This window comes from Microbacterium sp. SLBN-146, from assembly GCF_006715145.1.
GTDB lineage: Bacteria > Actinomycetota > Actinomycetes > Actinomycetales > Microbacteriaceae > Microbacterium.
Window position 1 is genome coordinate 2,345,796 of sequence record NZ_VFMR01000001.1, and the last position, 21,083, is coordinate 2,366,878.

The following is a 21,083-nucleotide window of genomic DNA, read 5'->3' on the forward strand; positions in this document are numbered from 1 at the left end:
TCCACCGTGATCGCCCTGCCCGAGACCCACCCGCTGCGCGATGGGCGCACGTCGGACTCCCGTCTCGTCCGCGCCGCCCGCGGCGACCGCCCCGAGATCCTGCCGGTGTGGTTCATGCGCCAGGCGGGGCGTTCTCTGCCGGAGTACCGCGAGACGCGGGCCGGCACCGAGATGCTCGATGCGTGTCTCACCCCCGCGCTCGCCGCCGAGATCACGCTCCAGCCCGTCCGCCGCCACGGTGTCGACGCCGCCGTCTTCTTCAGCGACATCGTCATCCCCGTTCTCCTCGCCGGCGTCGCCGTGTCGATCGTTCCGGGACGGGGGCCCGTCCTCGAGACCCCCGTGCGTTCCGCATCCGATGTGCTGGCGCTTCGCCCCATCGAACCCGACGCTCTCGACCCGATCTCGGAGGCTGTGCGGCTCGTCGTGGCGGAGCTCGGCGACACGCCCCTCGTCGGATTCGGTGGCGCTCCGTACACTCTCGCGAGCTATCTCGTCGAAGGCGGGCCCTCGAAGGAGCAGTTGCGCACGCGCGCTCTCATGCGGAGCGATCCGCGCACGTGGGCGACGCTCCTCAACTGGTGCGCGGACGTGACGGGTGCGTTCCTCGAGGCCCAGGTGCGCGCGGGTGCGAGCGTCGTGCAGCTCTTCGACTCGTGGGCGGGCTCCCTCTCCCGCGACGACTACGTCAAGCGCGCTCTCCCGCACTCGAAGCGCGCCCTCGACGCCCTGCGGGGCCTCGACGTGCCGCGCATCCACTTCGGGCTCGGACTCTCGGAATCCCTCGACGCGACACCCGCCGTCGGTGCCGACGTCATCGGCGTCGACTGGCGGCTGCCGCTCGACGAGGCGAACCGCCGACTGGGCGGGCGTTTCCCGCTCCAGGGGAACATCGACCCGGCTCTCCTGACCGCGCCCTGGAGTCTCATCGACCGTCACGTCCGCGACGTCGTCGAGCGCGGCGCTGCGGCACCCGCGCACATCGTGAACCTCGGACACGGCGTCCCGCCCGAGACGGACCCGACGGTGCTCACACGCATCGTCGAACTCGTGCATGAACTCTGACGTCATCGTCGTCGGTGGCGGCGTCGGCGGTCTCGTCGTCGCCCGTCGCCTCGCGCTGAATGGCACGCGCGTCATCCTCCTCGAGCGCAGCGATGCGTTCGGTGGACAGGTCGCACCCCTGCCGGTCGCGGGAGTCGCTCTGGATGCCGCGGCCGAGTCGTTCGCGACGAGAGGAGGCGTCGTCGCGGCGCTCGCCGAGGAGCTGGAGCTCGCGGCGGACATCGTGCTCCCCGCGCCGACGCCCGCGTGGCTCCATCGCGCTGACGGGACGGCGGTGCCGCTTCCCGCGGCGGGAGTTCTCGGCATCCCGGGCGAACCGCTCGCCCCCGATGTCGTCCGCGCGGTGGGGCGAACGGGGGCATGGCGGGCAGCGCTCGACCGGCTTCTTCCCGCGCGTATCGGTCGCGACGCGGTATCCCTCGACGAACTCGTGCGGGTCCGCATGGGCGCCGCCGTCGCCGACGCGCTCGTGGCACCCGTCGTCCGTGGAGTGCATTCGATCGAGCCGTCCGCGCTCTCCGTCGACGCCGCGTCTCCGCGGCTTCGAGCGGAGATCGCCGTGCGGGGTTCGCTCGCAGCGGCCGTGAGCGCCCTGCGGGCGCAGGCGCCGGCGGGGTCGCAAGTGGCGAGCATCCGGGGAGGGATGCACCGCCTCGTCGCGGCGCTCGTCGCGGAGAACGAGCGGCTCGGGGTCGAGCTGCGGACCGACGTCGAGGTCACGCGGTTCGACGCGACCGGCGCGACGCTCGACGGGGCGCGCCTTGCAGGCCGTGTCGTCAGGGCATACTCCGAGCCCGCGGCGTCGCCCCGCCGCCTGACCCTCGTGACGCTCGTCGTCGAAGCCCCCGCGTGGGACGATGCACCGCGCGGGACGGGCCTCCTCGTCGACGCGGCTGCTCCCGATGTGACAGCCCGCGCGCTGACGCACACCACGGCGAAGTGGCAGTGGGTGCGCGATGCCCTCCCCGGCCGCCACGTCGTGCGCCTTTCCTACGACGGCGATCCCGTGGACCCGATCGCGGAGGCGACCCGCGATGCGCCGCTCCTCCTCGGCGCCGATCTCTCCCAGGTCACGGATGCCGCGGTGACGACGTGGCAGCGGGGGGTCGCCCCCTCGGACGGAGCGGTCCCCGCCGTCGGCGAAGGAGCAGCGGGGACAGGACTCGCGTCCGTCGTCGCGCACGCCGAACGTGTCGCAGCCGAGATTCTCACGATCCCCTGAGGTCGCCGGCGTCGCCTGTCCGGGTGGATTCGGGGGAGGATAGAGGAGTGAGTTCCGCGATCGACACCCCCGTTCCGTCCGCAGCCGAGACCACTCATTACGCCCTGTGGGCCGTCTTCCGCCGCGATCCGCACGCCGCCGCGGGCGATTCGTCCGCGCCGAGCCTCGCCGACGCCGCAGCCGGCGTCTCGAGCCTTCGTGGCGTCTACGACGTCTCGGGTCTCCGCGCTGATGCCGACATCCTGCTGTGGCTCACGGGGACGACGGCGGACGGCCTCCAGGCCGATCTCCGGACGCTCCGGCGTTCGGCGGAACTCGCCCCGCTCCTCCCGACGTGGAACGCTTTGGGCGTTCACCGCGACGCCGAGTTCAGCCGCGATCACTCGCCCGCCTATGCGCGAGGACTGCCGCCGCTCGGGTGGGTGACGGTCTACCCCTTCGTGCGCAGTTACGAGTGGTACGTGCTCCCCGCCGCCGAGCGCGGCGAGATGCTCGCCGAGCACGGGCTCAAGGGCCGCGAGTACCCGCAGGTGCAGTCCAACACGGTCGCGAGCTTCGCGCTCGGAGACTACGAGTGGCTCCTGGCGCTCGAAGCCGACGACCCCATCGACCTCGTCGACCTCATGCGGCATCTGCGGGCGACCGAGGCCCGGCGCCACGTCCGCGAGGAGGTGCCGTTCTTCACGGGACGCCTTCTCGCTCTGGACGAGGTCGCCGAGGTCGTGCGGTGAGCGCACTGCGGATCGGCACGCGCGCCAGCGCACTCGCGATGGCGCAGTCGTCGAAGGTCGCTGAGGCGCTCGGCGGCGAGCTCGTTCCGATCGTGTCAGAGGGGGATCGATCGACCGAGTCGCTGTCCTCGCTCGGCGGAACGGGGGTCTTCGCCGCCGCGCTCCGGGAGGCGCTTCTCGCGGGAGAAGTCGACGCTGTCGTGCACTCGTACAAGGACCTCCCGACCGCACCGCTGGCGGGTCTCGTCATCGCCGCTGTGCCGAAGCGCGAGGACGCGCGCGACGCGCTGTGCGCGCGCGACGGTCTGACGCTCGAGACGCTTCCCGAGGGCGCGCGCGTCGGCACGGGTTCGCCGCGACGGCGTGCGCAGCTCGCTCGACGCCGCCCCGACCTGGTGCTGGCGGACATCCGTGGCAACGTTGACACGCGTCTCTCACGCGTCGGCGCCGACGATCCCGAGCGGTCGCTCGACGCCGTGGTGCTCGCCGCGGCAGGACTCGCGCGGCTCGGACGCCTCGACGTCGTGACGGAGTACTTCGAGCTCGGACCGTGGCCGACGGCCCCCGCTCAGGGCGCGCTCGCGGTCGAGACGCGGGCGGGCGACGAGAAGCTCGCGGCCCGCATCAACCACACGGCGTCCCGTGTCGCAGCCGAGGCCGAGCGCGGAGTGCTGGCGCGACTCGAGGCCGGGTGCGCCGCGCCGATCGGCGCGCACGCGTTCGTCGACGACGGCATGATCTTCCTCGCCGCGCGGATCTATCGTCCCGACGGCAGCGAGATGCTCACGAGCGCGCACGCGGGGTACGTCGGCGACGTCACGGCGGCCGAACTGTCCGACCGCGTCGCCAGCGAGCTCCTGGCATCCGGAGCAGCCGACCTCGCTCCGCTCGGCGGAGCCTCCCGAGAGGACCTCTCATGACGGGCTTCCCCGCCGTCCGCGCTCGTCGCCTCCGTGCGACGTCGGCGTGGCGCCGTCTCGTCAGCGAAACGCGACTGAGCCCCGCGCAGCTCGTCCTGCCGCTCTTCGTCCGCGAGGGCGCTGTCGAGGCTCTTCCCATCGGATCGATGCCGGGAGTCGTGCAGCACTCGCTCGACTCGCTCAAGAGGGAGCTGCAGCGCGCAACGGATGCCGGGATCGGCGGCGTCATGCTCTTCGGCGTACCTGAGCACAAGGACGCCACGGGGACCGGGGCGACGGATCCCGACGGCATCCTCAACGTCGCGACGCGCGTCGCCGTCGCCGAGGTCGGGGATGCGCTCGTCGTGCAGACCGACTTGTGCCTCGACGAGTTCACCGACCACGGCCACTGCGGCGTGCTCGACTCCCGCGGACGCGTCGACAACGACGCGACTCTCGAGCGCTACCGCGACATGGCTCTCGCGCAGGCCGCGGCTGGCTCCCACCTCCTGGGACTCTCGGGGATGATGGACGGCCAGGTGGCGGTCCTCCGCGACGCGCTCGATGCCGAGGACCGCTCCGACGTCGCGCTCCTGGCGTACGCGGCGAAGTACGCCTCGGCGTTCTACGGTCCATTCCGCGAGGCGGTGCAGTCCTCGCTCCAGGGGGACCGTCGCACGTATCAGCTCGACCCCTCGAACCGCCGCGAGGGAGCGCGCGAAGTCGAGCTCGACATCGCCGAGGGAGCCGACATCGTGATGGTGAAGCCCGCCATGAGCTACCTCGACGTCCTCGCCGACACCGCTGCGGTCTCGCCCGTTCCCGTGTGGGCCTACCAGGTGAGCGGTGAGTACGCCATGGTCGAGGCCGCCGCGGCGCAGGGGTGGATCGACCGCGAGCGCGCCATCGACGAGTCGCTCACGAGCATCCTCCGGGCGGGAGCCGACGCCATCCTGACGTACTGGGCCATCGAGGCCGCCGAGAGGGCGAACGCATGACGACGAATGACGAAGCCGCCGCCCGCGCACGCGCCGTGATCCCCGGCGGAGTAAATTCGCCCGTTCGCGCCTTCGGGTCGGTCGGCGGCACGCCGCGGTCGATCGTGTCCGCCCGCGGGGCGACCGTGCAGGACATCGCAGGTCGCGAGTACATCGACCTCGTCGCGTCGTGGGGGCCGGCCCTCCTCGGCCACGCGCACCCCGAGGTCGTGGCGACCGTGCAGGATGCCGCGACCCGCGGCCTCTCGTTCGGCGCCTCCACGCTCGCCGAGACCGAGCTCGCGGAGCTCGTCATCGACCGGCTCGACGTCGACGGCATCCGTGGCATCGACCGTCTCCGGCTCGTCTCGACGGGCACGGAGGCCACCATGACGGCCATCCGCATCGCGCGCGGCGCGACGGGCCGTGACGTCATCATCAAGTTCGCGGGCCACTATCACGGCCACTCCGACGGCCTGCTGGCCGAGTCCGGGTCGGGCGTGGCGACCCTCGGGCTGCCGGGCTCCGCGGGTGTCCCCGCCGACATCGCCGCGCTGACGCTCGTCCTGCCCTACAACGACCGCGATGCCGTGCGCACGGCGTTCGCCGCGCACCCGGGCCGCATCGCCGCGATCATCACGGAGGCCGCGGGCGCGAATGCCGGCGTGCTCGCCCCCGAAGACGGATTCAACCGCTTCCTCGTCGAAACGGCGCACGCGAACGGGGCCCTCGTGATCGTCGACGAGGTGCTCACGGGGTTCCGCGTCGGCGCCGCCGGCTGGTGGGGACTCGAGCGCGCAGCGGGCGAAACGTGGACGCCCGATCTCGTGACCTTCGGCAAGGTCATCGGCGGAGGCATGCCCCTCGCCGCCATCGGCGGACGCACGGAGCTCATGGAGCTTCTCGCCCCGCTCGGCCCGGTCTACCAGGCCGGAACGCTCAGCGGCAATCCGCTCGCCGTCGCGGCCGGGCACGCGACCCTCCGCCTCGCCGACGCCGACGTGTACGCCCGCATCGATCGTGCGTCGGCGGCCGTCTCGGCCGCGCTGCACGACGCCCTCGACGCCGAGGGCGTGGCGCACACGATCTCGCACGCGGGAAGCCTCTTCTCGGTCGCGTTCCGCGATGCGCCCGTCCGTGACTACGACGACGCGCGCGCGCAGGACTCGTGGCGCTATCCGCCGTTCTTCCACGCGATGCTGGACGCCGGCATCTCCCTGCCGCCGAGCGTCTTCGAAGCCTGGTTCCTCACGGCAGCCCACGACGACGACATCATCGACAGGATCGTCACGGCCCTCCCGGATGCGGCCAGAGCCGCGGCGGCAGCGCAGCACTGATCGGATCCCGCCTGATCGGATCCCGCCTACTCATCAGATCCACCTACTGATCAGATCCACCTACTCATCAGATCCAGGTGGGTAGCCAGTTGTGGAGTCGCCAGAAGTCGTAGGGGACGCTCGTCGCCGTGAGGATCGGGTACCAGAAGGCCGACAGCACGAGCGCGACGATGAGGAAGATCCACACGAGTCGCTGACCCGAGAGTCGCCGGTACCCGTCGGTGCTCGCGGCCCCCGCGACGCTCTGCAATCCGAAGGTCAGACCCAGGATCAGGAACGGCAGGATCGCGATCGTATAGAACTGGAAGATCGTCCGCTCGGGGTACAGCAGCCACGGCACGTACGTCACGCCGATGCCGACGAGCACGAGCGCGAGTCGCCAGTCGCGCGTCATGACGAAGCGCCAGATGAGCCACAGTGCCGCCGCGACCCCCGCGTACCAGATGAGCGGATTGGGCATGCTGTAGATGTTCTGGATGCCGGCATCCGTCGACTGGTAGTACATCGACGTCGGGCGAAGCAGCAGCGGCCACTGCACGGCGGGGCTCGCATACCCGTGCGCGCTCGTGAGCCCGACGTGGAAGCCGTAGATCTGCTCGTGGTATCCCCACAGGTTCTGGAGGGGGAGCGGCACCCACGACCAGAATCCCGCGACGGGCTCCGTGAGGGTGTTGCGTCCGTACCCGCCGTCGGTGACGAGCCAGCTCGTCCACGACGCCAGATACACGACGAGCGCCACCGGGATGAAGAGCAGGAAGGTCACGGGACCCTGACGGAACGCCGCGTCGCCGGGCCACAGGGCGACTCCTGCGCGGCGCCGAGCGAGAGCATCCGACACGACGAGGTAGATCCCGAGACCCGCCGCCGCGTAGAGGCCCGACCACTTGACGGCCGTGGCGGCGCCCACGGCGGCGCCCGCCGCGAGGAGCCACGGACGATTCCACAGGACGGGTCCCCATGAGGGCGGGGTCTCGTCGGTGCGCGCCGCGATCGCCGCGGCGAAGAGCCGCGACGTGCGTCGGTGATCGAGAATGACGAACCAGAACGTCAGCAGAACGAAGAAGGACAGGAAGACGTCGAGGAGCGCGACCCGGCTCATGACGATCCCGAGCCCGTCGATCGCGAGGAGTCCCGCGGCGACGGTCGCGAACGGCATCGATCCCGTGAGGGACTTCGCCACGAAGTACAGCAGCAGGACGAGCGCCGTGCCGAAGAGGGCGACTGCGATGCGCCAGCCGACGGACGAATCCGCGCCGAAGAGCGCCATCCCCATGCCGATGAAGAGCTTCCCGAGCGGAGGATGGACGACGAAGCTCCCGGATGTCTCGAAGACACCGGTGTCGCCGGCGACGAAACTCTCGTCGGCACCGTCGGGCCACGTCGCCGAGTACCCGAGGACCCACTGCGTCCACGCATCCTTGACGTAGTACGTCTCGTCGAAGATGAGCGCGTGCGGGTGTCCCAGGTTCCACAGGCGCAGGACGCCCGCGACGAGGGTCACGAGGGTGGGGGCGAGCCACCGCCACAGCCGGGCGACGCGCGGATCGGTGCGCGTACGTGCAGCCCAACGGTCGTAGAGGCTCGTCTTGGCCGGCGGCAGGAGCGGCGCAGGGTTATCCGGTGCAGCGGATTCCGGCGCAGAGCTCTCCGGCGCAGTGTTCTCCGGCGCAGGGGTCGACGTCACGGCGTCCAGCCTATGCTGGGGCGCGTGATCATCCTCGCCGCGACGCCGATCGGCAACCTCGGCGACGCGTCCCGCCGCCTCATCGAGGTCCTCGAGGGTGCCACCGTCATCGCCGCGGAGGACACGCGTACGACGCAGCGGCTCCTCGCAGGCCTCGGGATCGGCAATCGGCCCCGGCTCATCGCGCTGCACGACCACAACGAGAAGGACCGCGCCCCCGAGATCGTCGAGCTCGCCCGCGATCACGACGTCCTCGTCCTCTCGGATGCCGGCATGCCCACCGTCTCGGATCCCGGGTACGGCGTCGTCGCCGCGGCCGCGGCGGCCGGCGTCGAGGTGACGGCGATCCCCGGTCCGAGCGCCGTCGTCACAGCGCTCGCCGTCGCGGGGCTCCCGACGGACCGCTTCACCTTCGAGGGGTTCGTTCCCCGCAAAGCCGGCGACCGGGCGCGCGTCTTCCGCGAGCTGTCTGCCGAGCCGCGCACGATGGTGTTCTTCGAAGCCCCGTCACGTGTCGCGGCGACGCTCGCGGACATGGCGACGGCCTTCGGCGCCGATCGCCGCGCCGCCGTCTGCCGCGAACTCACGAAGCTCCACGAGGAGGTCGCGCGCGGATCGCTCGCCGCGCTCGTCGACTGGGCGGCCGCGGGGGTCCGCGGCGAGGTCGTCGTCGTCGTCGCGGGAGCGTCGGCGCGCGAAGTCGCCTTCCCGGATGCCGTGACGCACGTTCTCGAACAGGTGCGCTCCGGCATCCGTCTCAAGGATGCCGCCGCCGACGTCTCCGCTCACACGGGCCACTCGTCGCGCGAGCTGTACCAGGCGGCGCTTGCCGTCAAGGGCTGAGGCCGTCAAGGGCTGAGCCACGTCACACGCCGAGCCGCGGCATCCTGCCGAACTAGAATCGTCTAGTGACTTCCGGCCGCAGCTTCTACATCACGACGCCGATCTACTATCCGAGCGACGTGCCCCACATCGGCCACGGCTACACGACCGTGGCGGTCGACACCCTCGCGCGGTGGCACCGCCAGGCAGGCGATGACACCTGGATGCTGACGGGCACCGACGAGCACGGTCAGAAGATGATGCGTGCCGCTGCCGCGAACGGCGCGACCCCCCAGGAGTGGGTGGACCGCCTCGTGAGCGAGGAGTGGTTCCCGCTTCTGGAGACCCTCGACGTCGCCAACGACGACTTCATCCGCACGACCCAGGCCCGTCACGAAGAGCGCGTCAAGCAGTTCGTGCAGGCGATCCGCGACCGCGGCTACATCTATGCCGGTGAGTTCGAGGCGCTCTACTGCGTCGGCTGCGAGGAGTTCAAGACCGAGTCCGAGATCGTCGACGGCACGGGCGCTTTCGAGGGACTCAAGGTCTGTGCCATCCACTCGAAGCCCCTCGAGCTGCTGCAGGAGAAGAACTACTTCTTCAAGCTGAGCGAGTTCCAGGACCGTCTCCTCGAGCTCTACCGCTCGACGCCCGATTTCGTGCGCCCCGAGTCTGCGCGCAACGAAGTCGTGTCGTTCGTGTCGCAGGGCCTCAAGGACCTCTCGATCTCGCGTTCGACGTTCGACTGGGGCATCACGGTGCCGTGGGACGAATCGCACGTCATCTACGTGTGGGTCGACGCGCTCCTCAACTACGCGACGGCCGTCGGCTACGGCAGCGACCCCGAGGAGTTCGCCCGCCGTTGGCCCGCGTACCACGTCGTGGGCAAGGACATCCTGCGCTTCCACGCCGTCATCTGGCCCGCCATGCTCATGGCCGCGGGAGTCGACGTGCCGAAGGGCGTGTTCGCGCACGGCTGGCTGCTCGTCGGCGGCGAGAAGATGTCGAAGTCCAAGCTCACCGGTATCGCTCCGACCGAGATCACCGACGTCTTCGGGTCGGACGCGTACCGCTACTACTTCCTCTCGGCGATCGCGTTCGGACAGGACGGCTCGTTCTCGTGGGAGGACCTCTCGGCGCGCTACCAGTCCGAGCTCGCCAACGGCTTCGGCAACCTCGCGTCGCGCACGACCGCCATGATCGACCGCTACTTCGAAGGCATCGTGCCGCCGCCCGCGGCCTACACCGACCGTGACGTCCGCGTACAGAAGATCGTGGCGGATGCCGCGTCCGCCGCTGACGACGCGATCGAACGGTTCCGCATCGACGAGGCGATCGCCGCGATCTGGACGATCGTCGACGACCTCAACCTCTACATCACCGAGAACGAACCGTGGGCGCTCGCGAAGGACGAGGCGAAGCGCGAACGACTCGGGACGGTGCTGTACACGGCGGCGGAGGGACTCCGGGCCCTCGCGGTGCTGCTGTCGCCCGTCATGCCGGTTGCGACCGAGAAGCTCTGGGTGGCACTCGGCGCCGACGTCGCGCTCGGGATGATCGCCGACCAGCCGCTGCGCGAAGCGGGCCGATGGGGCATCCTCGCACCGGGTACATCGGTCAATGCGCTCGCGCCGCTCTTCCCGCGCGTCGAGCAGAGCGTATGACCGACGATCCCTCCGGCTACGTCCGCACGCGTTCGCAGGAGGGGCGCGGCGACGTGCGCTGGCCGCAGGCGCCCGAGCCCCTGGCCGTCGCGGTCTACGACAACCACGCGCACCTGGAGATCGAGGACGGCGATGCTCCGCTGAGCCTCACGGAGCAGCTCGACCGCGCTGCCGCGGTCGGTGTCGTCGGTGTCGTGCAGGCGGGAGGAGACATCGACTCCAGCCGCTGGTCGGCGTGGGCTGCGGCATCCGATCCGCGCGTTCTCGCGGCCGTCGCGATCCACCCGAACGAAGCGCCCGCCTACCGCGCGGCAGGCCGCCTCGATGAGGCGCTCGGGGTCATCGACGAGCTCGCGGCGCAGCCCCGCGTGCGGGCGATCGGCGAGACGGGTCTCGACTTCTTCCGCACCGACGAAGAGGGTCTCCCTGCTCAGTTCGGCAGCTTCGAGGCGCACATCGCGATGGCGAAGAAGCACGGCATCGCGATGCAGATCCACGATCGCGACGCCCACGACGCCGTCCTGGAGACGCTGACGCGCGTGGGAGCACCCGAGGCCACCGTCTTCCACTGCTTCTCGGGAGACGCCGCCATGGCGCGTGTCTGTGCAGAGGCGGGCTACTACCTCTCCTTCGCGGGAAACCTCACGTTCAAGAACGCGCAGAACCTCCGCGATGCTCTCGCCGTCACGCCGCGCGAGCGGATCCTCGTCGAGACGGACGCGCCGTTCCTGACGCCGACGCCGCATCGCGGACGCCCGAACGCGCCGTACCTCATCCCCGTCACAGTGCGTTTCATGGCCGAGGAACTCGGCGTCGACCTCGACGAGCTGTGCGCGCAGTTGGCCGCCAACACCCTCGAGGTCTACGGCTCGTTCGACTCCTGATCCGGCGACTCCTGATCCTCGTCGCTCAGCATGGGCCGAGCGGCGGCGATGTGCGAGATGGAGCGCCACACGAGCAGGAGCGCCAGGGCAGACCCCACGAACGCGAACCACCACGGCGCCGTGAGCCCCCACGTCTGCGCGAGCAGGCCGCCGATGAGCTGCCCGATGACGAGACCGCCGAAGACGCCCACCATGTTCACCGAGGCGATGCGTCCCTGCAATGAGAGCGGGACGAGCCTCTGACGGACCGTCGTCGAGATCGTGCCCCAGACGAAGGCGTAGGCACCGAACCCGAACATCAGCGCGAACGCGACGACGGGTGACGTCGTCAGTGCGAACGCGAGATGCATCAGCACCTCGAGGGTCAGGCAGACGCGCATGAGGGTCGCGAACGACACGTGCCGCTCGAGCCAGCCGAAGCAGAGGGTGGCGAGGATCCCACCGAGTGCCGACGCCGTCGTCAGAGCGCCGTATCCGACCGGACCCATGTCGAGATAGTCGGTCGCGTACAGAACGAGGATGCCCCATGGGGCTGCCCACGTGACATTGAAGACGAGGATGATGACGACGAGCGTCCGCACGGGAGCATTGCCCGCAAGCCAGGCGAGGCCCTCACGAATCGGACGAGGCGGCCTTCCGTCGCGTGACGCCTCCTTCTCGGGGACGGGCGTCCGGGCGATCCGCGAGATCAGGACGACCGCGAGGCTCACGCAGAGGATCTGCACGAGGAACGGCCAGAACGAGCCCGCTGCGAAGAGGAAGGCACCCAGGGGAGGACCCGCCAACTGATTGCCGACGAGGAAGCCGGCCTGCAGCCGGGCATTGCCCGTCCCGAGATCGCTGGGCCGCACGAGCATCGGCAGCAGCGTGCTCCCCGCCGTGTCGGCGAAGACCTCGGCCGTGCCGTAGAGGAACGCCGCCGCGAGGACGATCCACACCGTGACCTGTCCCGTCACGAGGAACGCGACGAGAGCGAGCACGAGCACGGCGCGCGATCCGTTCGCGATCATGACGAGCCTGCGGCGGTCGTGATGGTCGGCGACGGACCCCGCGAAGAGACCGAAGAGCAGCCACGGGAGGAACTGCATCATGGCGCCCGCTGCGACGAGAAGCGGCGAGGAAGTGAGGGATGCCAGCAGGAGCGGTGCCGCCGACAGGGCGATGCCGTCTCCCAGGTTGCTCGTCCAGGACGAACTGAGAAGCCACCGGAAATCCCGTCCCAGGCGGCGGGGTGCGATCAGCTCGCCGAGGGAAGGCATCCCGCCATCCTAAGAGCGCCGTCAGGTGCGGGCGGTACCACGCGGCTTCTGGACGAACAGGGTCTCGGTCTGCTCGATGTCCATGCCCTTCGTTTCGGGGATCTTCCACGCGACGTAGACGAACGACAGAGCCGCGAACGCCGCGTACATGCCGTAGGTGAGCGGCAGCGACCACGCCGACATTGCGGGGAACGAGACGGTGATGAGGAAGTTGGCGATCCACTGCGCACCGGCGGCGACGCCGAGGGCCTTCGCGCGGATGCGGCTCGGGAAGATCTCGCCCAGGAGAACCCAGACGAGCGGACCCCACGACGCTCCGAACCCGATGACGAAGAGATTCGCCGCGACGAGAGCGATCGGTCCCCACGGGGCGGGGAGCGACACGTCCTGACCCGCGCCCTCCGCGAACAGGAAGCAGACGGCCATCGTCGCGAGCGAGATCGTCATGATGATCGAGCCCGTGAGCAGGATGGGTTTGCGACCGACCCGGTCGACGAGGAAGATCGCGACGAGGGTCACCAGAACGTTCGTCACGGAGGTTACGACGCTGATGCCGAGCGAGGCCGATTCGGGGAAGCCGACGGACTGCCAGAGGCTCGTCGAGTAGTAGAAGATCACGTTGATGCCGACGAACTGCTGGAACACCGACAGGATGATGCCGGCCCACACGATCGGCTGAAGCCCCAGGGCCGGTCCGCGCAGCGACACGCCCGCGTTCTTCCGATCTTCGAGGATCGCCGTGGAGAGCTCGTTGATGTGCTTCTCGAGATCGACGGGCGGGACGAGCTGCGCGTAGATCTTTCGTGCTTCGTCGTCGCGGCCCTTCGCGATGAGGTAGCGGGGCGACTCGGGGAGAGTGAAGGCGAGGATCCCGTAGACGGCGGCGGGGATGACGCCGACGAGGAACATCCATCTCCAGGCCTCGAGGCCGAACCACAGCGGCTCGGACGCGCCGCCGGCGCCCCACGCCAGGACGGCGTCGCTCAAGAGCGCGGCGAAGATGCCGAGGGTGATCGCGAGCTGCTGCAGTGAAGCGAGCGCGCCACGCACCTGCTTCGGGGCGATCTCGGCGATGTACGCCGGCGCGACGACGGAGGCGATGCCGATGCCGAGCCCGCCCAGAACGCGCCACAGGATGAGATCGGGGACGCTGAAGGTGAGGCCCGCGCCGATCGAGCTCACGAGGAAGAGCGCTCCGCCGAGCATCATGACGCGAAGGCGTCCCCACCGATCGGAGAGGTTCCCCGCCAGGATGGCTCCCACCGCGCAGCCGAGCAGCGCGACGGCGACGACGAACCCCGTCAGGACGCTCCCGAGCTCGAAGTTCTGGTCGATCGAGTCGACGGCGCCGTTGATGACGGAGGAGTCGAAACCGAAGAGGAAACCGCCGACGGCGGCGGCGACGGACAGGCCGAGCGCACGCCGCCCGTAGGGGCTCTTCAGCGTGAAGGCATCGGCGGGGATCGAGTCGGACGAGCTCATGGACGCAAACCTAGCGCTCGCGGTCATCCACGGCGAGAGGCGACACGGTGCTGTCTGACTACAGTTGAGACATGCCCGTAACTCTCCTCGGAGCCTCCGAGATCCGCTCACTCGCCGCGGACCTCGACGTGACACCGACGAAGAAGCTCGGCCAGAACTTCGTCGTGGACGCCAACACCGTCCGCAAGATCGTCCAGGTCGCTCGGGTCGTGGAGGGCGATCGAGTCGTCGAGGTCGGTCCCGGCCTCGGGTCCCTCACCCTTGCGATCCTCGAGCGCGGAGCATCCGTCACGGCTGTCGAGATCGATCACCGCCTCGCCGAGAGACTTCCCGCGACGGCGCGCGCCCACGGCGTTCCCGACGGTGCGCTCACGGTCGTCGATGCCGACGCACTGCGGGTGACCGCGCTTCCCGGCGATCCGACGGTGCTGGTCGCCAACCTTCCGTACAACGTCAGCGTCCCCGTCCTGCTGCACTTCCTCGAGACCTTCCCGCAGCTTCAGCGCGGGGTCGTCATGGTGCAGGCGGAGGTCGGCGAGCGGCTCGCGGCGCCGCCGGGCTCGAAGGTGTACGGCGCGCCGAGTGTCAAGGCGGCCTGGTACGGACGCTGGCGCCTCGCGGGAACCGTCTCCCGTCAGGTCTTCTGGCCCGTCCCCAATGTCGACAGCGTCCTCGTGGCGTTCGAGCGCAACGCTGACGCGCGGGGGACCGAGGAGGAGCGGCGGAGCACCTTCCGGATCGTCGATGCGGCCTTCCAGCAGCGGCGGAAGATGCTCCGACAGGCGCTCTCGGCATCGCTCGGCGATTCCGCCTCGGCATCCGCCGTTCTGGAAGCGGCGGGGGTCGCCCCGACGGCTCGCGGCGAGGAGCTCTCCGTCGAGGACTTCCTGCGCATCGCCCGCGTTCTCTGACCTGCATTCCGCTTCTCGTTCCCAGGGTGTTCATCGCGCCTTCAGGGAAAAGTACGAAACATGCCTGTAACATTTGCGGCACTGCAGCACGACGACCAGGGGAGAAGACGTCATGCGCACCGCCGAACACCCCGCACCCGAGCGGGCCCTGATCCACCTGAGCGACACGCACCTGCGCGCTGGAGGCGTTCGGCTCTTCGAGAGCGTCGATGCCTCTGCCCGACTCGAGCGCACCCTCGCCGTCATCGAGTCATCCGGCATCCGTCCGGACGGGATCGTCATCACGGGTGACCTCGCCGACCTCGGGGAGCCGGGCGCCTATGCGCAGCTCCGCGCCCTCGTCGAGCCTTTCGCCGCACACCTCGGCACCCGCGTGTTCTGGGTCATGGGCAACCACGACGATCGTCCCGCCTTCCGTGCGGGGCTCTACGACGACGTGTCAGCGGACATGCGACCCGTCGACCGCGTCGACGAGCTCGACGGCCTTCGCCTCGTGACGCTCGACACGAGCGTCCCCGGTGCGCACCACGGAGAGCTGGACGACGCGCAACTGGAGTGGCTCGCCGAGATCCTCGCCGTCCCGGCGCCGCTCGGAACCATCCTCGCGATGCACCACCCTCCGGTGCCGAGCGTCCTTCCCCTCGCCTCGAGCGTCGAGCTGCGCGACCAGCGCCGCCTCGCGCCCATCCTCCGCGGGAGCGACGTGCGGGCCATCATCGCGGGGCACCTGCACTACTCGACGTTCGCGTCGTTCGCGGGGATCCCCGTCTCGGTCGCGTCGTCGACGTGCTACGCACAGGACCTCACGGTCCCCACGGGCGGGACGCGTCCTCAAGACGGGGCGCAGTCGTTCAACCTCGTCCACTTGTACGCCGACACCGTCGTCCACTCGGTCGTGCCCGTCGACGCCCCGAGGGTGCTCGAGTACATCGACCCCGAGGAGGCTCAGCGGCGACTGCGCCTCGCCGGGATCGCGCCCGTCATCGACGCGCGGCAGGATGCTCGGATCGCGCCGATCGCTGCGATGCACTGACCTCGGCTTTCTCCCACGGAGCCCGCACGGGGAACATGCGCTCGAGCGTCGCGCGGAGCGTGCTGACGCGGACGTCCTCGGGGATCTCCGCATTCCCTCCGTCGTTGAGGCAGAACATGTCGACATCGGTGCTGCGCGCGGCGATCCGCGCCATGCGTCGAAGGCCCGCGACCATCGTGGTCTGCACGTAGCGGACGCGCGGCTCCCGTGTCGAGACCGCACGACCCGTCATGAGCGCGTAGTAGTGGTACAGGCTGTTCGTGACCGAGATGTCCGTCGCGGCGCGGAAGCGGGATGCCGCCGTGCGGGCGAAGTCCTCTGCGAAGGTCTCCTCGAGCTCGGCCATGACGCTCTTCCGCAAGGGTGTTGCACAGTGCTCGAGATCGCGGACGATCGTGCGACCGAAACGTTCGCGCAGGAGCGCGCGGTTGACGCGCAGGCCGTTGTCGTGTCCGCTCCGGGCGGGCGCGGGGTCGCCCGCACCGATCCGGATGCCGCACTCGACGAACTTCGTGACGCCGGCGGGCGTGAAGAACATCTCGGGCCGGACCGTCCGCCCGAAGAACATGTCGTCGTTGGAGTAGAGGAAGTGCTCCGCGAGTCCCGGAACCCGATGCAGCTGCGCCTCGACGGCGTGCGAATTGTGCGTGGGAAGCGTCGACGTGTCGGCGAAGAACTCCTCGCTCCGCACGATCGTGACCTTCGGGTGGTCGGCGAGCCAGGCGGGAGCGGGGGAGTCGGTCGCGATGAAGATCCTGCGAACCCACGGGGCGTACATGTGGACGCTCCGCAACGCGTACCGCAGCTCGTCGACGTGTCGGTAGCGGGCGGGACCGTCATCCCCTTCGCCGACGACGTACTGCGCGAGCTGGGCGGCCCGCTGCCGCTGGAAGTCGCTCGACGAGCCGTCCACCCAGGAGAAGACCAGGTCGACGTCTTCCGTGAACTCCTGCGGCTGCGGGTCGAACATGCCCGCGATCGTCCGCCACACGCGGCCGTGACGTTCGACGGTGTCCCCGTCGATGTCCTCCGTCGCCGTCTCGCGGCGGAGGTAGGCGTTGTCGTTGGGAGCCGAGACCGTCGTGTCGCCGAAGCGCCAGAACTCCAGGCGTGCCCCGAGCGATGCCCCGTAGCGCAGCGTCCGTCCGGGCGTGATGCGGGGGCGGAAGACGCGGAGTGCGGAGGGATCGGGGCCGGGATCCGTCCATTCGGATGCCGGGACGGCGGGGCGGCGCTTCGACTTGATGTACAGCGGTTCGGTGTCGCACAGCGAGCCCAGGGCCGCGAGTGCCTCCGCGCGAGCATCCACATCGACGACGATCGCGTCGACGAGACGGTCCATGCGCACGAGCAAGAACTCGACCCCGGCGCGCTCGAGAGCATCTGCGACGAGAAGCAGGTCCGCGACGCGCGCCGCCGAGGGGCTCACGGTGTCATGGACCAGATGGACGACGCCGTCCTCGAGTGAGACATCGTCGCGCGTGAGCAGTCCGGTCCACCGCTGCGAACGGTTCGGCAGCGCGGAAAGCGGCGATGCTGCGGGGCTTGCGATCACATTGTCCTCCTCATCCGGCAGCGGATCCGCAGAGGGCTCGCGGGACTGACGGGATGGCCACCCTACGCACTGTCCGTTACGGAGACGTTTCCTCACCCACCCTTGACAGGGCATTCGCCTCTATGCTCTCGCCTTGCGCCATCGGGTCGCCGTGCGCAAGGGGCCTGCGCGCATCCGCCGACGTCGCTAGCCTGGAGCGGTGACCGAAGAGCATCGCTACCGCTCCCGCGGGGGAGACCTGCACCGTCCGTACGCCGCGGCCGACGAACGCTACGAGCGCGTGGAGTATCGGCGCGTTGGAACCTCCGGCCTCACCCTTCCCCCCATCTCCCTGGGACTGTGGTGGAACTTCGGCGACAACATCCCCTTCGACAACCAGCGTTCGCTCCTTCGTCACGCGTTCGACGCGGGGATCACGCACTTCGATCTCGCCAACAACTACGGCCCGCCGTACGGCTCTGCCGAGACGAACTTCGGCCGGATGATGCGCAAAGACTTCGCGCCCTATCGCGACGAGCTCATCATCTCGTCGAAGGCCGGCTACGACATGTGGGACGGTCCGTATGCGAACGGCGGCTCGCGCAAGTACGTCATCGCGAGCGCGGAGCAGTCGCTTCGGCGGATAGGACTGGACTACGTCGACGTCTTCTACTCCCACCGCTTCGATCCCGACGTGCCCCTCGAGGAGACGATCGGAGCCCTCGACACACTCGTCCGCGACGGCAAGGCGCTGTACGTCGGCATCTCGTCGTACAGCGAGCGGCAGACCGTCGAGGCGGCCGCCATCGCCCGCTCTCTCGGGACGCCCCTCGTCATCCACCAGCCCTCGTACTCGATCCTCAATCGCTGGATCGAGGACGGCCTGACCGACGCCCTCCGTCAGGAGGGGATGGGTGCCATCGCCTTCGTGCCGCTGGCCCAGGGACTCCTCACCGACAAGTACCTCGGCGACGGTCCCGCGGATCGTGCGCAGAAGCGGTCGTCGATCCCCGATCGTCCGCTCTCGGACGAGGGGAGGGCGCGCCTGCGAGGACTCGACGTCATCGCGAAGGAACGTGGTCAGTCCCTCGCACAGCTCGCGCTTCAGTGGGTGCTGCGGGATTCCGTCGTCGCGTCGGCGCTCATCGGTGCGTCGCGCCCGGCCCAGATCGATGAGAACATCGCGGCTCTCGATGGGCCGGCGTTCACGACCGAGGAGCTGGAGCAGATCGACGCTCTCGCCGAAGGCGGCGAGGACGGCCTCTGGACGGACCCGGCCGACGCGTGAGTCAGGCCTTCATCGCCGACCGCGTCCGGGTGAGGGCGCCGGGAAAGCTCAACGTCTTCTTCGAGGTCGGTGGGGTGCAGGACGACGGCTATCACGACGTCGCATCCGCCTATCAGGCCGTATCGCTCTACGAGGAGGTGTGGGCCTCTCACTCGGACGACTTCACCGTGTCGGTGTCGGGATCGATCGACTCGACCGACGTCCCCCTCGATGATCGCAACCTCGCGGTGCGCGCCGCGCGGCTCGTCGCGCGCACGGCCGGCTACGAGGGCGGCGTCCATCTCGACATCGTCAAGGGAGTGCCGGTCGCGGGAGGCATGGGAGGTGGATCGGCGGATGCCGCTGCCGCTCTCGTCGCGTGCGACGCCCTGTGGGGAACGGATCTCGGCGGGCAACGCCTGCAGCGGCTCGCGGCGCGCCTCGGCGCCGACGTTCCGTTCGCGATGCTCGGAGGAACGGCGATCGGGACGGGTCGCGGCGACCAGCTGAGTCCCGCCCTCGCGAAGGGGCGATTCGACTGGGTCATCGTGCCCTCGAGCGAGGGGCTGTCGACCCCCGAGGTCTATTCGCACCTCGACCGCATGCGCGGGGCGAGCGACATCCGCCCGACATCGTCGCCCGACGTCGACCCCGCCGTGCTCCAGGCTCTTCGTGCGGGGGATGCTGTTGCGCTCGCGGCGGCGCTTCGAAACGACCTGCAGACGGCCGCGCTGTCGCTCCGGCCGAGCCTGCGCGACCTTCTGGAACTCGGAGAGTCGATCGACTCGTCGCTCGGCGGAATCGTGTCGGGTTCGGGGCCCACTGTCGCGTTTCTCGCCGAGGGCCCCGAGGCGGCCCTCGAACTGCAGGTGACGCTGTCGGCCGCCGGATATGAGGCGCTCCACGTCCACGGACCCGTTTCGGGCGCTCGTATCCTCCCCGCGTGAGGACGATGTGACACGTCCCGAATAGGCTCGGAGGTATGAGTACCGAGCTATCCGTCGACGTCACCGCCTACCGCGAGGGAACCCCCGATCCGGTGTCGGCCGAGAGGCTCTCGGCGCAGGGCTTGGAGATGCGCACGATCCCCGCCGCAGGCGACGACTTCGAGGGCTTCCTCCAGGCTGTCGTGCGGGGGTTCCTCGGGCCTGAGCATTCCGCCGTCCAGGTCACCGCGACGAGCGAGCGCAGCGCCTACCGTCGCGCGACGGGCGTGTACGACCCGCAGTCTCCCGTCCGGGACCGCCCGGTCGGAACGATCGCGTCGTGGATGGGCCGGCTGAGTATGCCGGGTGATCGCGACATCCCTGCGTGCGCCATCTCCGCCGTCACGGTGGCGCCTACTCACCGCAGACGCGGCATCGCGCGCGCCCTGCTCGAGGGAGAGCTTCGTGCCGCTCACGCGGCGCGCGCGCCGATCGCGATGCTCACGGTGAGCGAGTCGACACTCTACGGTCGCTACGGCTTCGCTCCCGCGGCGGCGAGCGCCGAGTGGGTCATCGACATCAAGCGTGCGGCGTGGACCGGGCCGACGCCCGCCGGGCGCGTCGACTTCATCGCGAAGGAGCGGGCGCGCGAACTCCTCTCCGTCGTGCACGAGCGAGTGCGCCGGTCCGTGCCGGGTGAGATCGACATCCCCGCCGGCCACTGGGACACCATTGCGGGCACGCGCCCCGATGCCGTCAAGCCGGAAGCCAAGCGCGCCGTCCAGTACGCGGACGCCTCGGGTGAGGTGCGCGGTATCGCCGTCTACAGCGTCACCGAGAACGAGGCCGACTACACGAAGTCGACCGTCACGCTCACGTACCTTCTCGCGGAGACCGATGAAGCGTACGCCGCGCTGTGGCGCTTCTTCATCGAGATGGACCTCATCGGCGAACTGCGGGCGAGCGAGCTTTCGGTCGACGAGCCTCTCCTGTGGATGCTCTCGGACCAGCGCGCCGCCGTCGTGACCGTCCGCGACCACCAGTACGTGCGTGTCCTCGATGTCCCTGCGACGCTCGAGGCACGGACGTTCGGCGCGCCCGGCTCGCTCGTCCTCGACGTGAGCGACCCGCTCGACCTCGCGGGTGGGCGATTCCGGCTCGACGTCGGTGACGACTTGACGGCACGCGTCGAACGCATCGACTCGGACGACGCGACAGAGGGCGCCGTCGTAGCTCTCGGCATCCAGGAACTCTCCGCCATCTCGCTCGGCGGCGTCTCGGTGGCGACCCTGGCGGCAGCCGGCCGGATCTCGACGACGGATGCCGCGCTCGCCACGCGGATGTTCGCGGGCACCCGCGCACCGCGACTGAGCATCTGGTACTGAC

General features: G+C 69.7%; 18 protein-coding genes. 14 read left to right on the forward strand and 4 right to left on the reverse strand.

The annotated features are described in order from the left end of the window. The first annotated feature begins 9 nt into the window (after nucleotides 1–9). Genes hemE through FBY39_RS10270 form a run of 6 tightly spaced genes read left to right on the forward strand, consistent with a single transcriptional unit; the run spans nucleotide 10 to nucleotide 6,231 of the window. The gene (hemE, locus tag FBY39_RS10245) at nucleotides 10–1,065 is read left to right on the forward strand and encodes a uroporphyrinogen decarboxylase (RefSeq protein WP_396652301.1); all 1,056 of its coding nucleotides are present in this window, start codon (nucleotides 10–12) and stop codon (nucleotides 1,063–1,065) included. Beyond that, a complete protein-coding gene (locus FBY39_RS10250) occupies nucleotides 1,055–2,287 on the forward strand; it encodes an NAD(P)/FAD-dependent oxidoreductase (RefSeq protein ID WP_141932211.1) in 1,233 nt (410 codons plus the stop codon). Before hemE ends, FBY39_RS10250 begins: the two co-directional genes overlap by 11 nt. Before the next feature lie 47 nt (nucleotides 2,288–2,334). After that, nucleotides 2,335–3,018: a hydrogen peroxide-dependent heme synthase gene (gene hemQ, locus FBY39_RS10255; protein ID WP_141932212.1), complete on the forward strand. Its 684-nt coding sequence runs from the start codon at nucleotides 2,335–2,337 to the stop codon at nucleotides 3,016–3,018. A gap of 38 nt (nucleotides 3,019–3,056) precedes the next feature. Beyond that, the gene (gene hemC / locus FBY39_RS10260; RefSeq protein ID WP_396652302.1) at nucleotides 3,057–3,938 is read left to right on the forward strand and encodes a hydroxymethylbilane synthase; all 882 of its coding nucleotides are present in this window, start codon (nucleotides 3,057–3,059) and stop codon (nucleotides 3,936–3,938) included. Continuing rightward, a complete protein-coding gene (gene hemB / locus FBY39_RS10265; RefSeq protein ID WP_141932214.1) occupies nucleotides 3,935–4,915 on the forward strand; it encodes a porphobilinogen synthase in 981 nt (326 codons plus the stop codon). Before hemC ends, hemB begins: the two co-directional genes overlap by 4 nt. Continuing rightward, nucleotides 4,912–6,231: a glutamate-1-semialdehyde 2,1-aminomutase gene (locus FBY39_RS10270; RefSeq protein ID WP_141932215.1), complete on the forward strand. Its 1,320-nt coding sequence runs from the start codon at nucleotides 4,912–4,914 to the stop codon at nucleotides 6,229–6,231. The genes hemB and FBY39_RS10270 overlap by 4 nt, the downstream gene beginning before the upstream one ends. 67 nt (nucleotides 6,232–6,298) lie before the next feature. Here FBY39_RS10270 and FBY39_RS10275 read toward each other — a convergent pair whose 3' ends face one another. Next, the gene (locus tag FBY39_RS10275; protein WP_260837649.1) at nucleotides 6,299–7,915 is read right to left on the reverse strand and encodes a dolichyl-phosphate-mannose--protein mannosyltransferase; all 1,617 of its coding nucleotides are present in this window, start codon (nucleotides 7,913–7,915) and stop codon (nucleotides 6,299–6,301) included. A 24-nt stretch (nucleotides 7,916–7,939) separates the two neighbouring features. Between FBY39_RS10275 and rsmI the strand changes: the two genes are divergently transcribed. The 3 genes from rsmI (at nucleotide 7,940) to FBY39_RS10290 (ending at nucleotide 11,285) form a co-directional block, all read left to right on the forward strand. Further along, nucleotides 7,940–8,758 (forward strand): 16S rRNA (cytidine(1402)-2'-O)-methyltransferase, encoded by an 819-nt coding sequence (rsmI, locus tag FBY39_RS10280; RefSeq protein ID WP_141932216.1) that lies wholly within the window; start codon nucleotides 7,940–7,942, stop codon nucleotides 8,756–8,758. A 65-nt stretch (nucleotides 8,759–8,823) separates the two neighbouring features. After that, nucleotides 8,824–10,401 (forward strand): methionine--tRNA ligase, encoded by a 1,578-nt coding sequence (gene metG / locus FBY39_RS10285; protein WP_141932217.1) that lies wholly within the window; start codon nucleotides 8,824–8,826, stop codon nucleotides 10,399–10,401. Further along, the gene (locus FBY39_RS10290; RefSeq protein WP_141932218.1) at nucleotides 10,398–11,285 is read left to right on the forward strand and encodes a TatD family hydrolase; all 888 of its coding nucleotides are present in this window, start codon (nucleotides 10,398–10,400) and stop codon (nucleotides 11,283–11,285) included. Before metG ends, FBY39_RS10290 begins: the two co-directional genes overlap by 4 nt. On the opposite strand, the gene FBY39_RS10295 is transcribed toward FBY39_RS10290, so the two are convergent. Both FBY39_RS10295 and FBY39_RS10300 read right to left on the reverse strand, forming a co-directional pair. Further along, entirely contained in the window at nucleotides 11,264–12,544 is a 1,281-nt protein-coding gene (locus tag FBY39_RS10295; RefSeq protein WP_141932219.1) for an MFS transporter, read from the reverse strand. The genes FBY39_RS10290 and FBY39_RS10295 overlap by 22 nt on opposite strands. A gap of 21 nt (nucleotides 12,545–12,565) precedes the next feature. Further along, nucleotides 12,566–14,026, reverse strand: a complete 1,461-nt coding sequence (locus FBY39_RS10300; RefSeq protein WP_141932220.1) for a sugar porter family MFS transporter — start codon at nucleotides 14,024–14,026, stop codon at nucleotides 12,566–12,568. Nucleotides 14,027–14,097: 71 nt separating this feature from the next. On the opposite strand from FBY39_RS10300, the gene rsmA reads away from it, so the two are divergent. Both rsmA and FBY39_RS10310 read left to right on the forward strand, forming a co-directional pair. After that, nucleotides 14,098–14,937 carry a 16S rRNA (adenine(1518)-N(6)/adenine(1519)-N(6))-dimethyltransferase RsmA gene (rsmA, locus tag FBY39_RS10305; RefSeq protein WP_141932221.1) on the forward strand — a complete coding sequence of 280 codons (840 nt, stop codon included), beginning with the start codon at nucleotides 14,098–14,100 and terminating at the stop codon, nucleotides 14,935–14,937. 112 nt (nucleotides 14,938–15,049) lie between these two features. Further along, nucleotides 15,050–15,970, forward strand: coding sequence for a phosphodiesterase (locus tag FBY39_RS10310; protein WP_141932222.1), 921 nt, complete (start codon nucleotides 15,050–15,052; stop codon nucleotides 15,968–15,970). On the opposite strand, the gene FBY39_RS10315 is transcribed toward FBY39_RS10310, so the two are convergent. Next, nucleotides 15,918–17,525, reverse strand: coding sequence for a stealth conserved region 3 domain-containing protein (locus FBY39_RS10315; protein ID WP_396652266.1), 1,608 nt, complete (start codon nucleotides 17,523–17,525; stop codon nucleotides 15,918–15,920). The genes FBY39_RS10310 and FBY39_RS10315 overlap by 53 nt on opposite strands. A gap of 199 nt (nucleotides 17,526–17,724) precedes the next feature. On the opposite strand from FBY39_RS10315, the gene FBY39_RS10320 reads away from it, so the two are divergent. Genes FBY39_RS10320 through FBY39_RS10330 form a run of 3 tightly spaced genes read left to right on the forward strand, consistent with a single transcriptional unit; the run spans nucleotide 17,725 to nucleotide 21,082 of the window. Next, nucleotides 17,725–18,792 carry an aldo/keto reductase gene (locus FBY39_RS10320; RefSeq protein WP_141932224.1) on the forward strand — a complete coding sequence of 356 codons (1,068 nt, stop codon included), beginning with the start codon at nucleotides 17,725–17,727 and terminating at the stop codon, nucleotides 18,790–18,792. Next, nucleotides 18,789–19,718: a 4-(cytidine 5'-diphospho)-2-C-methyl-D-erythritol kinase gene (locus FBY39_RS10325; RefSeq protein WP_141932225.1), complete on the forward strand. Its 930-nt coding sequence runs from the start codon at nucleotides 18,789–18,791 to the stop codon at nucleotides 19,716–19,718. Before FBY39_RS10320 ends, FBY39_RS10325 begins: the two co-directional genes overlap by 4 nt. Before the next feature lie 35 nt (nucleotides 19,719–19,753). Next, nucleotides 19,754–21,082, forward strand: a complete 1,329-nt coding sequence (locus tag FBY39_RS10330; protein ID WP_141932226.1) for a GNAT family N-acetyltransferase — start codon at nucleotides 19,754–19,756, stop codon at nucleotides 21,080–21,082. Nucleotide 21,083 lies beyond the last annotated feature (1 nt).

Bases quoted from the DNA above. Each gene is read 5' to 3' on its own strand.
- FBY39_RS10330 (WP_141932226.1), top strand. From the start codon at position 19,754: ATGAGTACCGAGCTATCCGTCGACGTCACCGCCTACCGCGAGGGAACC.
- rsmA (WP_141932221.1), top strand. From the start codon at position 14,098: ATGCCCGTAACTCTCCTCGGAGCCTCCGAGATCCGCTCACTCGCCGCG.
- FBY39_RS10250 (WP_141932211.1), top strand. From the start codon at position 1,055: ATGAACTCTGACGTCATCGTCGTCGGTGGCGGCGTCGGCGGTCTCGTC.
- hemC (WP_396652302.1), top strand. From the start codon at position 3,057: ATGGCGCAGTCGTCGAAGGTCGCTGAGGCGCTCGGCGGCGAGCTCGTT.
- FBY39_RS10300 (WP_141932220.1), bottom strand. From the start codon at position 14,026: ATGAGCTCGTCCGACTCGATCCCCGCCGATGCCTTCACGCTGAAGAGC.
- FBY39_RS10290 (WP_141932218.1), top strand. From the start codon at position 10,398: ATGACCGACGATCCCTCCGGCTACGTCCGCACGCGTTCGCAGGAGGGG.
- FBY39_RS10310 (WP_141932222.1), top strand. From the start codon at position 15,050: ATGCGCACCGCCGAACACCCCGCACCCGAGCGGGCCCTGATCCACCTG.
- hemB (WP_141932214.1), top strand. From the start codon at position 3,935: ATGACGGGCTTCCCCGCCGTCCGCGCTCGTCGCCTCCGTGCGACGTCG.
- FBY39_RS10295 (WP_141932219.1), bottom strand. From the start codon at position 12,544: ATGCCTTCCCTCGGCGAGCTGATCGCACCCCGCCGCCTGGGACGGGAT.
- FBY39_RS10270 (WP_141932215.1), top strand. From the start codon at position 4,912: ATGACGACGAATGACGAAGCCGCCGCCCGCGCACGCGCCGTGATCCCC.